Genomic DNA, 12359 nt, shown 5'->3' on the forward strand with positions numbered 1-12359 from the left:
CACCATGCCCCTCACGACCACCGACGCGCGCGCCATGCCCGCGCGCATCCCGGTCGCGCTCCGGTCAACCACGCCCGATCAGCTGCGGCGCCACGTGCAGGCAGCGGGCGATCGCCTGCCGGCGGAGTTGCGGCAGCTGTTGCTCGACGCCGCGGCCGAGCTCGAGGGCAGCGAGCAGGCGTACGCCGCGCTCGTCGACCAGAAGCAGGCGCTGCAGCGCGCGCTCACGCAGTGCCAATCCAATCTGCGGGCGGCGCTCGCGAACCGCGCGCCGCGCTAACACCGCCAGGAAACCGCCATGGACCCACGGATTCACGAACTGATCGAACAAAAGCTGATTGGCGCGATCGCGCTCGATACCTCGATCTTTGACGGGCAGCAGGGGCGCCTCGAGGACGGTCTGCTGCGCCGCGTCGAACAGTTCCGGTCCACCCGGAACGTCGCGGTCCTGATGCCGGACGTGGTACAGCGCGAGTTGATCGTGCACCTCACGCGCGACGCGGCCGCCGCCCGCACCGCGTTGTTGCGCGCGACCCGGGCGCCGGACCTGGTGGGACTGCTGTCGCCGGCCGCACTTACGCAGCTGCAGACGCGCGCCGCGCAAGCGATCGACCCGGCCGACGCGGCCACCGCCCGGGTCACGCGCTGGCTCGAGCTGACCGACGCGACGGTGCTGAATGTGGCGGAGCACGTGGACCTGCGCGCGCTGTTCGACCGGTACTTCGCGATGCAGCCGCCGTTTGCCGAAGCGGGCAAGAAGAAGCACGAATTTCCCGATGCCGCGGCCTTGCTCGCGCTCGAAAGCTGGGCCAACGCACGGTCGACCGGGATTCTCGTGGTGTCGAGCGACAAGGACTGGCACCGCTTCTGTGCGGGGACCAACCGGCTCTATTGCACGGCCGACCTCGGCGACGCACTGGGGGCGTTCCAGGACGAGACCGCGCAATTTGCCGCGCGTCGTCTCGCGGAGCTGTCGGGGCCGGGTGGGCCGATCAATCTGGCGGCAGCAATGCTCGATGCGCTTCGGACGTCGTTCGGGGCGATTCAGGTACATATTGAGGCGTCGTCTGGCTATGCGTACGACTGGAAGGAGCGGATCGATCTGGAGCGCGTCGAGCTCCCCGTGCCCGAGATCGCGTTGACGGAATTTGAAGCGGTGGACTATGGGGATGGCGCCGTCACCGTCGCCGTGCACGGCACGGCGCACGGCCGCATCTCGATCTATTGCGCATTCTGTTCTTGGAGCTTCGTGGACGGAGTTGAAGACACCTACACCGAATTGGGAACCCGGACGTTTAACTGCGATGCGGCGATCGCAGTCCGCGCGCTCGTGACGTTGACGGGGGATATTCCGAAGCGGTTCAAGATCGGCGCGGTGGAAATCCTGCCGACGGTCCATCGGGTCGAGCTCGGCCAGATCGAGCCCGACTGGCTATCCCTGCTGGGCGACAACCTAACGCCACCTCATCAATTCGGCTGATGCGCAAGTATTGGCCACCGACGCGCTGTACGGGCAGCTATCGGCAATCCTCAAGCCAACGGAAGATTCTCAATGGCAACCTCTGAAGTAGCAAAGGTCGTGGCGCAAGCGCCGGCGGTGAATTGGTGGGTCGTCGTGGCGTCGAGCGCGGTGATCGCTTCGATCGTCAATGGTGTGGTGTTGGGCTTGGTCAAGCGTGGCGACCGCAAGCGCGAAGACGAAGCGAGCGCGAAGCGACGCTCGCTCGCGTATCGCGACGCGGCCTACGCGCTGGAGGCATTCGCGAAGGAGGCGAACGCCTACTGCAGTGCCATCGATCACGCCTTGCCCGAATACTACAGGCACAACATGCAGGCTTTTGACGCGCTGGATGACGTCCATCTGCGTTTTGACCTCCCGCCGGAGACAGTGGTGTCGGAGCTGAGCGCCGAATGCGTCGACCAGCTGCGGGAATTTCGGGAGCGGCTGCACCAGAGCTCTGCTTGGGTGGCCGGGCAGGACGATTGGGCTCACCGGGACGATGTGTACGAGTTCGAGATGCAACGCGCGATCTATTTCGGTTCGGAGGCGTGCCGGTTGGCGGACACCATTCGGGCCGAGGTGGGTATCGAGCCCTATCCAATGACCGCGCAGTACCTCGCAGCCTTCGACGCCCAGTTCGACTGGTTGGCACGGCAGTATGCGACAAGGCGTTTCGAACTGATTCCCGAACTCGAACCGCGCATGAAGGAGCGTCATCCGCATCTGCCGGCCGCTGAGAGCGAGGCTGACCTGTGAACGTGTCGGCTCAACCGCGCCACGCGCCCAAGACTGCGAATCCATCGCGGTCATTGCGCCGCCTGACCCCGTCGCATTTCGCGTTGTACCGCGCGTACCTGGAAGGGCTCGACGAGTCGACGTTGCACGCGCACTACGGTGCGCCCGGTACCGACGTGCGCGTGACCCGGCGCACGCTCGCAACGCTGCGCGACACGCTCACGATCGCCGCGCGCCGCGCGCGCGACATCGACGCCGCGCACCTGCTGCGCCTGAAACCCGGCAGCCTGCCACGCGACGCGCACGCCGGCACCGAGGCCGGCCTGCAAGTACCGACGCTCGAGGCGTTCCGGGCTGAAGTGGATCCCGACGCGTTCTACAGCGAGCGCGAGCTCGTCGCGCTGTATGTCGAAACCTATCCGCCGGCGTCGTCGCCGGCGCTCGACCGCAAGGTCGCGCGAAATCGTCGCCTGCGCGAGCGCCAGGACGCCGCGCTCGCGCGGATGGAGGCGAGTCTCGTCGAGGCGCCGCAGCCGGAGCACACGCTCGACGGCTGGTTCGACGTGAAACTAGTCGCGCGGCTCGCGGCCGCCGGCGTCACGAGCTTTGCCGAGTTGCTCGCGCTGATGCGTGCGCGGCGCCATCGCTGGTATTGCGCGGTACCGCGCCTGGGCAAGATCGGCGCGCAGCGCATTACCGACTTCATCGCGCAGCACCCGGACACCCTGGGCTACCTGTCGCCGCTCGCGATCACGCCCCGCCGGCAGCTGGCCGCCGGTCACCCGGCGCTGCAGCCGGTGCCGGGCGCGCTGGCCGACGTGGTGCCGCTCGAGGCGCTGCGCGTGCCCACCGCGCTCGACGGCTCGGCCGGTCTGAACCGCGCGCCGGTGCCCGCGCATCAGGCGGAGCTCAACACCGACCTGCAGGCGGTCCACGCGTGGATCGCGACGCGTGGCGCGCGTAGCGAGGCGACCCGCCGCGCGTACCGGCGCGAAGCCGAACGGCTGCTGCTGTGGGCGATCGTCGCTAAGGGCAAACCGCTGTCGTCGCTGAACACGATGGACTGCGCCGAATACCTGGACGTGTTCCTGCGGGATCCGCAGCCCGCCGCGCGCTGGATCGGGCGCGGCCGCGTCGAACGGTTCGATCCGGCCTGGCGGCCATTCGTCGGCCCGCTGTCTGAGCGCAGCCGCGACACCGCGCGGCGGATCCTCAATGCGATGGGCGCCTGGCTGGTCGGCCAGCAGTACCTGCGCGTGAACCCGTTCGGCGGGCTGCCGGCCGCGCCGTCAGTGCCGATCGACGCGACCGGCCGCACGCTCACGCGCGCGCAGTGGCAGTACGTGCTCCAGACCGTGCTGCGGCCGCAGTCGGCATTTGACGTCTCGAGCGAGCGGGCGACCACCGCGCGTGACGCGTTCCTGCTGCTGTTCGCGTACGCGACCGGACTGCGTCGCGCCGAGCTCGCTGCGGCGACCATCGGCGCGCTCACGCGCACCGCGCTGGACGGCGCCCTGGACGACGCGTGGAGCCTGCGCGTGATGGGCAAGGGCCGGCGCGCACGCACGGTGCCGATGCCGCGCCGACTGATCGACACGCTGCGTGCGCAGCTGCGCAGCCGACCGGTGCCGCTCGCGCTGGAGACTGCACCGGCCGACACGCCGCTGATCGCCCATCTCGTGACGGGCGAGGCGTTGCACCCCGACGTGGTCGGGCGGCTGTTCAAGGGGATTTTTGCGCGGGCCGCTGACCAGCTGGCACTCACGTACCCGAACGCGGCCGCCGATCTGCGCCGTGCCAGCACCCACTGGCTGCGCCATACCTTCGCGAACCACGGCCTGGACGCCGGCGCCGACATTCGCGACATGCAGGAGCTGCTCGGTCACGCGAGCCTGGGCACCACCACGCTCTACACCAAGGCGGATGCGGTGCGGCAGTTCCAGTCGGTCGAGGCGTTTTTCAATGCGGCGCTCGAGGGGGCCGAAGGCGAGGCCGGGACAGCGACTGAGACGTCGGCGGATGCACCGCGCGCGGCGACGAGTTCGGCGCAGCATGTCGCTATCGCAGCGGACGCCGGAGGTGCGCCGATGGTAGCTGTGCATGTGACACTGAAGGTCGAGCCGAAGCGCGCCGGCGGCCGCGGCCGAGCGCGGGTGCTTGAGCGCGTCGAGCGCGAGGTGCTGGCCGGTGTGGCGCGCACACCGACGCGTGACGGCGTGACAGTGCTACAGGTGCCATTCGAGAACGACGACGCGTTCGACCGGCGCGTCGACGACCTGCTGGTCGCGATAGCGCTAACGGCCGAGCAGCATCGCTGCATGTCCGAAAGCGATGCATGGGCCGAGGTGGCCGGCGAGCGATGGCGGTGGTAGCGGAGTTGTCGACACCGGCGGGTTGGATGTGGTTTGCTGGGAAAAGAGTTGGATGTGGCAGATCGGCGACCCAAGTTCGTTAGATTGAGCGCTGTCATATCTGCGACGTGGATGTCGCGAAGGGAGACCCATCAATGTGCGCACCCTCATGCACAGACACATAACGAACGGGGCGTAACGATGACAGCACGACCGAAACCGATCAGGGAACTCTTTGCGTTCCTGGTCGAGCACCACCACGTCAATGCAGCGATCCAACAAGGCTTCCTCGGCGAGTCGCTGTCGCCGGCGACGGTCGATGAGCGCGCGTTGCTATTGATGCACCGAGCGCTTCAGACGCAGTCCAAGCCGAAACTTGACCCAATCTGTGAATTCTTCCACGAGATTCGGGATCAACGAGCGACCGAAAACTTCGCCGCCTTTCACCACCTCATCACTGCCGGTGGAAAACTCGGCCTGGTCGATGGTCTCGCCTTGCAACCGGGGTGGGGCCCGAAGACCGCGGCGCTCTTTGTACGTAACCTGGCGTATATCGAATCGACGCCGAAACTGCGTGCGAAGTTCTGGCGTGACACGCGAGTCCTCAAGGGCGACCAGTTGCGACTCCCGGTTGATGCGGTGATCGTGACGATCTTTGAGGCGCTGGCCCCGCACATCAATTGGTCGAAAGCGATTTCCCCGTCGAACATCGGGCGGTATTTCCACCATGCCCTCCAGTATCGCGATGAGGAGCTATTGATTTGGGACGATCTGTGGTTCTGGGGCTTCGTCACCCAGAAGACCGTGGCAGGCGCGACACGCGAGCTCGGATGGAATGAAGCGAAGTATTGGGCCGTCGCGCACGCGCCACGAGATCGCCAGTCGATCGAGCACATCAAGAAATGCAGCGAGCGTTTTCTCAAGCTGATTTGTACGGCTAGGTAGTCGGGCACCTTGAGTGCGCGCTCGCCGACGGTTTGTCGCGATCGCGCTGACTATCGACCATCACCACTGCGTTACGGAAAGTGAGGCGTGGATGCTGGGCGGACCTGACGCTGAAAGCGGATTTCTGCATTTCCTGTGGTGCGCGGACAATTGATTGCGACGCTCGGACTGTCCGAGCCAACAGGAGAACAGATGACAACGAATCACGGCAAGGACACGGGGGACATCGATGCAGCACGTGCGAAATTACGCGAGCTTCGCGCGCGTTTCTACGAGGCCTATCGGACGCGGGAGGCGCTGCAGGACCGCAAGTGCGAAGAGAATCCCGCAGTGCTGATTCGTCCGGACGCGGACGAGGAGGTAGACCGTGCGATCACTCACCAGAATGTCTTGCTCGCGGAACTGTACGCACTTGCGCGCAGGTTTCTCGAGCAATTCAATGCGAAGCCGGGGTCCGAGGTGTTCCACTATCTGATCGAGCACGATTCGATGCTTGAGTCGATGCTCGGTGCTTCACCATTGCAAATGGCCATTAAAAAGGGCACCTTGCGCCGGCCCGTGATGGTGACGACGCAGGACGGCCGGAAGCTTGAATGGATCGGCTTGTTCCTGGCGAGTGGCCAATGGGTGGGGCTGGAGAACGGCGATGCAGAGGAATTGCTGTCCCCGCAGGAACGAGAGATCGAGAAGGAAGGTTGCCATGTCGTGCCGGATCTCGACGTCCAGCTCGTCAAGGATGGCCAACTCGTCGACGGGACTATGACAAGCGATGGCCTGTTCTTCCCGATCGACGGGCCCCTCGCGTTTCTCGACGCTCACCGCGCAGTGGCAGATCCCGACTGAATGAGATCGCAATGAAGACCAAGCCTGTTGTGTTCACGGCGCTCGCGTTGCTCGGGATGGCGCTGCTGTTCGTCGGCATCCTGTATCTGGCGATGCCGCTACCCGCCGGTTTGGGGCATCCGGTGCTGGCCATGTTGAGCTGCGGCCTGGTGGCGCTCGCCGTCAAACCGTGGCTGCGGGCGGACCGTCCCATGGGCCGGTATTCGCATCAATGGCCAGGACGTATTCACGTCGGCGTACTACTACTCGAGCTCGTATTTCAAGCCCGGTGGCTCGTGCGAGCACACGACTTCATGGCGGGCCTTTAGCCCACCGCTGCCGTATCAAGTCGTGTGGGATCCGCCGGGTACGACCACTCCGGGATTCCTCGATCTGACTCCGGTCTTTCAGCGCGGTGGGATCGTATCGACGCAGACCTCGCTGCTTGTCGGCGGCGGCGGAGAAGGGTATGCGGTCATCCAGATCGAATACAACGATCCGCCATACCAAACACCAACTAACTGCATTGCACCGCCGCAACCGAAGTGACCTTGTCCCTCGACGATTCCACTCACGCGAGCGCATCTCCCTTGGCAATGCCTGAAAACTTTGCCCTATCGGGGCATTTCGACAAAGGAGACTCACATGCTTGAGACCGTAGAGAAAGAAGCTGAAGTACTGCCGAACCCTGGGATGCAGTTCATCGACACGCTGTTCGCGATCGACGTGCCGCCCGAGTTCCGCAAGCGCGCGCAGATTCGTGTGGTCCCTCCGGGCCCAGATACTCCAACGGCAAACCCGCACTACGTATTCACGAAGGAGCAAATGTTGACCCTGCAGTTCTGGATCAACGATGAAGGCCGTGAAGATCTCATCGTCGAAAGGCGGATTCAGCGCAGGATGGCGGCCGCCGGTTGACGCGGCGCCGCCGCGCTTCGATCTCGACGGACGGCTCCTCGATCGTGCGTATGCGAATTCCGTCCGTTCGAGAACTGAAGGTACGAAAGGCACGATCACCGTGGCCGATACGAAAAAAGGGGAGCGCAAACCGCCACCACTACTTTTCTCGTTGAGCGAACTCCAGAAAGTCGCTGGCGCTGCTTTCGGCCTGTCGCCTGGCGAAACGCTAGAAGCTGCGCAAAACCTATACAACAAGTACAAGCTCACGACCTACCCCCGCGTCGACTGCCAGTACGCGCCGGTCGAGATGTGGAAGGAGGCGACGCAGGTTTTCACCGCGGTGCGCGAGAATTTCGGTGCCGGATGGTCTTTAGGCGATCAGGCGGACGCGTCACGTCGATCTCGCGCGTTCGACGACATCCGTCTCGCGTTTGTTGCGGGAGAGGGCGCAAACAAGGCCTACTTCCGGGGAAACCTGTTCGACAACGATCGCAAGGTCGATGGCCGGAACCATCCGGACTACACGGGTGACCTGCTGATCAACTCGGGCACAGGCGACAAGCTGCGGCTCGCCGCGTGGATCAAGTTCGACGACCCGAACGACGAATCCACCGCCTTCCTGTCGCTGGACGTGAGCGAGTACCGTCGTGCCGCCGGCGAGGCGGCGGATTCGAAGGCGTAGGGGGCCGGTGCGGGGAACCGAAAAAAATTTTCGAATCGCGCCATTCTACTTTTCCACCTGCATCTCTGTTCGCTATGTCAATTCCCCGGGCCACTCGGGAACCATTTTCTTACGCCCCCAACCGGGCAACTCTTTGAAGGAGAATCACCATGGCTATCCAACAAAACAGCGGTGCTTCGAAGTCGATCTATCTGGAATACAGCTCGACGCCGGGCGTACTTCTGATCTCGAACGAGGCAAATCGCGCGATCATCACCAAAGCGCGCGAGTTGGTCGGTGAAGAGTCGTGGAAGCGTGGCTTCGACGGGCTCGCAGGCAAGACGGTTGCCCGTCAGGTCCGCAAGTTCCTCGAGGAAAACGGCATTCCTTCGAGCACTACGCTCGACGGCGAGATCGTCTCGGCGTACTACTCCGAGCGCGAACATGACAACGGTGCCTACCAAGACATCCGCGTCAAGTTCGTCGATCCCGACACGAAGGAAGGCTATCTCGTGACGCTGCCGCTCTACAGTGGTGCGGCTCAGATGTTGATCCGAAAGCTCGCGAACGACACGGTTACCCGTGGCACGATCATCAAAGCCTTCTCGGTGTTCCCGGGTCAAGGTCGCGAGGATCAGGCTACCGGTCGCGTCTACTTCGATTCCACCGTTCAGCTCAAGGGCGAAGACGGTGAGATCAAGCAGGCTGACGGGATTTTCGAAGATGCTGTCAATGCAGTTAAAGCGAAGGTCGAAGCAGCAAAGGCCGCTGGTTTCAAAGATAAGAAGATGCTCAGCACCGCGCGTACGAATGCGGTGATCGAGTTCTACAAGGAAATCCTGCAGAACGAGATCGAGCCGAAGTTCAAGCTCGAAGACGAAGACGAAGACGAAGCAGACGACGAACAGGTCGGCCGCCGCGTCGAACAACCGCGTGCTCCTGCAGGTGGTTTCGACCAGATCGATGACGATATCCCGTTCTGACTTCTCGATGCATCGAAAGATGTAATTTCGTGATCTAAAAGACCCACTAATCCTCGGATTTTTGGGTCTTTTTCTTTTTGTGTATCGAGGAGATCGACGCTATGTCCTGTGACCATCAATCGCCGGAATGTACCTGCCCGTTCGCGTTTACCGAGATGTCGGAGCGGGCGCAGAACTACGGCTGTCTGCCAACGCCGCATGAGATCGTCGTAATGCGTGTCGATCACGGCAAAACGTGGGCGTGTCACGACGAGCCGACGAGGCCGTGCATCGGTGCCATCAAACATCTGAAGGAGAAGCGGTTGCCGTACAAGGTGATCGATCCGGTTCTGCTGACAGAAGCCAGCGACTGGGGCAGATACGCGGATCCGATCGCTCCTGCATGATCGGTCGATCGGCATATAGGACCCAAACACCCATGCGTCTTCGGATTCCTGGGTGTTTTTCTTTTCAGGGCGGCAACTCTTGGAGAACGATGATGGCAACGATGCGCTATTTCAGTGACTCGAACGGCCAGTCCGTGTTGTTGAAAGGCATCACCACGATGCTCAATAAGGACTTCGCGGCGCGATTCCCGGACGTGAAAGGTATGCGTAGTGACGGGTATTTGAAGTACGTCGGGTGGGCCGACGACGGGTCTGGGTCGGATCGGTGGCTACCGGTGACCCGGAGAATCGAGTACAAGTCGTACCCATCCCGTCACGAATGCAACGCGAAGTGCCTGAATGGCAAGTTCAACGGCACATGCGAATGCCGTTGCGGCGGAAAGAACCACGGCCGTGGAGCGTTCACACGGCTTCTCGCCGGTGACGTCTCAGATTTGCCATGATCCATCGCCCCGGAATCCACGGATTCAGGGGCTTTTTCATTTCCGGCGCGTTCCTGGTGCCTACATCGCGCTCCACTGCAGTGTCCGTCGTATCGTCATTCCATCTCGCGGTTGGCATCTCCTGAAGCAATGCACGTCGTTCGACACCGCGCCGACCGGCGCGACGTCGATCTCTCTTCCACTTCAGGAGAAGCAACATGTCGCAAGCCAACACGTTTCAAGGAATGGAGTTCCGTCGAATCGGCAGCAACAAGGGCACACCGCGGCTCTGGATTGATGGTGCACAAGCGGTGAAGGCTGGATTCGTACCGGGCGTGAAATTCACCGCAAAACTTGACCCGGAGCGGAGCATGGTCATCATCGAGGCCTCGGAAGAGGGCCGCCGCATCGTGTCGAAGAAGGTCGTGCGCGAGCGCGAGATTCCGGTGATCGACATCCAGAACGAGGGTCTTCTGGGGCACTTCGTGCGGATGGGGTTGTCCGCTGTACGCATCGTAGTCCAACTGCACCGGATCTTCGTGATGCCGATCTCGTCCGAGCTGCGTGCGAAGGAACGGCTCGGGCGCCTGAAGGCAAAGATGGAACGCGACGAACCGCTCGTCATGGGTTCGTTTTCGTCCGGTGTCGGCATCCTGGATCGCGCGGCGCACGTCGGCCTCACGCAAGCAGGGGTCCGCTCCCGCCTCGCGGTAGCGAACGAGATCCGCGCCGATTGCATGGAGCACGCGGCGGATCGCAATCCAGTCTACGACGCGCAGACGATCCTTTTGACAGCACCGATGCAGGAGGTCGTGTTCGACGACTGGGCAATGGCGCAGCTGCCGAAGCTCGACGTCTTCACGATTGGCATCCCGTGTTCAGGAGCGTCAAACGCCGGTCGCACGAAGCGCAAGCTCACGTGCCCCGAGGCGCACCCGGACGTTGGTCATCTTGTCGTGCCGTTCCTCGCGGCCGTCGCGAAGACTTCGCCGTGTGTCGTGGTGGTCGAGTGTGTACCGGGCTGGCTGAACACCGCCTCCGCGGCAATTGCACGGTCGATGCTGCGTGATCTGGGCTACATTGTCCACGAGACCGTGCTGCATGCGGCCGACTGGAATATGCTCGAGCATCGCGAGCGGATGTGCATCGTTGCGGTAACGCTCGGCCTCGAGTTCTCCTTCGATCTCGTCGAACGTCCGGCGCGGCGTTCGCGGAAAGTTGGCGAGATACTGGAGACCGTAGCGCTCGATGACAAGTCGTGGAGCCCGCTCACGTACCTGTAGGACAAGCAAGAGCGGTACGCGGCGGCCGGCAAGGACTTCAAGCTGAACATCGTCGACGCCGAATCCGAGAAGGCTTTCACGCTGAACAAAACCCTCGCCAAACGGCAAAGCACCGGCACCTTCATCCGGCATCCGGCAGATCCTGAGCTGCTGCGGATCCCAACGGTCCGCGAGCACGAGCGTTGCAAGGGCGTCTGGGAGGATCTGGTGGAAGGTGTGGCCCAGACGTTTGGGCAGAGGTGCTCGGCCAGGCTGTCAGCGTCCCGCCGTTCATCTCAGTCTTCAATGCGATCGGGCGCACGCTGCAGGCATTCCGACGAGCAGGGAGCGTCGCGTTCCCGACATTCGCGCGAACGGACCTGGTGTCTGCGTGACGGTACTGGTCGGGGTCGAATAATCGACGACCGCTGTTGAACTCAATCCCCGGTGTCTCATTGAGACATGGGGATTCTTCTCGCATGCGGGAAGCGTGTTTCTTGTCCCCCCATTCCTCCAGCTGTTCTGTAGCTCTCCAGGCAATGCCAATTCAACCCAGTGGGAACGCTTTCCCGTCAGGGGGCGTCGCTCGCACCATCGTCACGGAGCAGCAAGATGAAAGAAAACGAAGAGCAGTTTCAGCGTGTCAGGCCCGGGGCACCAGCCACTGGCCCAATGACCGAATCAGAGTACGTTGGCTCGCGCGGAGTTCGCTGTCCGTCGTGCGGCATGAGCTCTGGGCTTAGAGGCGGGGTGGCGTTCGCCGATCCATGCGGTCTGCAAATATCCTGCAGCGCGGACCGGCGCGAGTTCATCGGCCGCAATGGTGTCCTGAGCGATCCCGCCGGGTTTCCGGGCAGCGTCGGCGCGTCGCCGCTGTCGGGCCGGGTCGGCGCCGGGCTGGACCCGTGCGCCGCGTTGCAGACCACGGTCGATCTCGAACCCGGAGGCGTCGTGGAAATCGTCCTGCTGCTCGGCGAAGGCGCCGATGCGGCAACGGCGCGACAGTTGATCGCGCATTACCGTCAGGCGGATCTCGACGCGATATTCGCCGCCGTGACGGCGTTCTGGGACGAGACGCTCGGCGCCGTTCAGGTCGAAACGCCGGATCGTGCGATGGATCTGATGCTGAATCGCTGTCTGCTGTACCAGACGCTGTCGTGCCGGATCTGGGCGCGTGCGGGCTTCTATCAGGCGAGCGGCGCGTACGGTTTTCGCGACCAGCTGCAGGACGGCATGGCGCTCGCGGTCGCCCGTCCGGCCCTGACGCGCGAGCATCTGCTGCGGGCGGCGGCGCGCTCGTTTCCGAGATGCGCGACATGCAGCACTGGTGGCTGCCCGAAAGCGGCAGCGGCGTACGCACGCGGATCTCCGACGATCACGTCTGGCTCGCG

13 protein-coding genes and 1 pseudogene are annotated in these 12359 nt (G+C 63.2%); all 14 read left to right on the top strand.

Annotated elements, in window-relative coordinates:
• Window positions 1-4: 4 nt before the first annotated feature.
• Entirely contained in the window at window positions 5-280 is a 276-nt protein-coding gene (locus tag J7024_RS29470; protein WP_234745696.1) for a hypothetical protein, read from the top strand.
• Window positions 281-298: 18 nt separating this feature from the next.
• Entirely contained in the window at window positions 299-1480 is a 1182-nt protein-coding gene (locus J7024_RS29475; protein WP_234745697.1) for a PIN domain-containing protein, read from the top strand.
• A 72-nt stretch (window positions 1481-1552) separates the two neighbouring features.
• Window positions 1553-2257 (top strand): hypothetical protein, encoded by a 705-nt coding sequence (locus J7024_RS29480; protein WP_234745698.1) that lies wholly within the window; start codon window positions 1553-1555, stop codon window positions 2255-2257.
• A gap of 53 nt (window positions 2258-2310) precedes the next feature.
• The gene (locus J7024_RS29485) at window positions 2311-4608 is read left to right on the top strand and encodes a phage integrase family protein (protein ID WP_268838532.1); all 2298 of its coding nucleotides are present in this window, start codon (window positions 2311-2313) and stop codon (window positions 4606-4608) included.
• A 180-nt stretch (window positions 4609-4788) separates the two neighbouring features.
• A complete protein-coding gene (locus J7024_RS29490) occupies window positions 4789-5532 on the top strand; it encodes a hypothetical protein (protein ID WP_234745699.1) in 744 nt (247 codons plus the stop codon).
• Window positions 5533-5724: 192 nt separating this feature from the next.
• A complete protein-coding gene (locus tag J7024_RS29495) occupies window positions 5725-6375 on the top strand; it encodes a hypothetical protein (protein WP_234745700.1) in 651 nt (216 codons plus the stop codon).
• Window positions 6376-6386: 11 nt separating this feature from the next.
• Window positions 6387-6683, top strand: a complete 297-nt coding sequence (locus J7024_RS29500) for a hypothetical protein (RefSeq protein WP_234745701.1) — start codon at window positions 6387-6389, stop codon at window positions 6681-6683.
• 316 nt (window positions 6684-6999) lie between these two features.
• Window positions 7000-7272 (top strand): hypothetical protein, encoded by a 273-nt coding sequence (locus tag J7024_RS29505; RefSeq protein WP_234745702.1) that lies wholly within the window; start codon window positions 7000-7002, stop codon window positions 7270-7272.
• A complete protein-coding gene (locus J7024_RS29510) occupies window positions 7208-7936 on the top strand; it encodes a DNA topoisomerase (RefSeq protein ID WP_234745703.1) in 729 nt (242 codons plus the stop codon). The genes J7024_RS29505 and J7024_RS29510 overlap by 65 nt, the downstream gene beginning before the upstream one ends.
• Before the next feature lie 149 nt (window positions 7937-8085).
• Window positions 8086-8898: a hypothetical protein gene (locus J7024_RS29515; protein WP_234745704.1), complete on the top strand. Its 813-nt coding sequence runs from the start codon at window positions 8086-8088 to the stop codon at window positions 8896-8898.
• 101 nt (window positions 8899-8999) lie between these two features.
• Complete coding sequence (locus J7024_RS29520) at window positions 9000-9284, top strand: hypothetical protein (RefSeq protein ID WP_234745705.1); 285 nt, start codon at window positions 9000-9002, stop codon at window positions 9282-9284.
• Window positions 9285-9373: 89 nt separating this feature from the next.
• Complete coding sequence (locus J7024_RS29525) at window positions 9374-9727, top strand: hypothetical protein (protein ID WP_234745706.1); 354 nt, start codon at window positions 9374-9376, stop codon at window positions 9725-9727.
• Window positions 9728-9924: 197 nt separating this feature from the next.
• Window positions 9925-10989 carry a DNA cytosine methyltransferase gene (locus tag J7024_RS29530; protein ID WP_234745707.1) on the top strand — a complete coding sequence of 355 codons (1065 nt, stop codon included), beginning with the start codon at window positions 9925-9927 and terminating at the stop codon, window positions 10987-10989.
• Between the two features lie 639 nt (window positions 10990-11628).
• A pseudogene (locus J7024_RS29535) lies at window positions 11629-12359 on the top strand (GH36-type glycosyl hydrolase domain-containing protein); the annotation flags it as partial.

It is taken from the genome of Burkholderia sp. WTPI3, assembly GCF_021483755.1.
Taxonomy (GTDB): Bacteria; Pseudomonadota; Gammaproteobacteria; order Burkholderiales; family Burkholderiaceae; genus Burkholderia.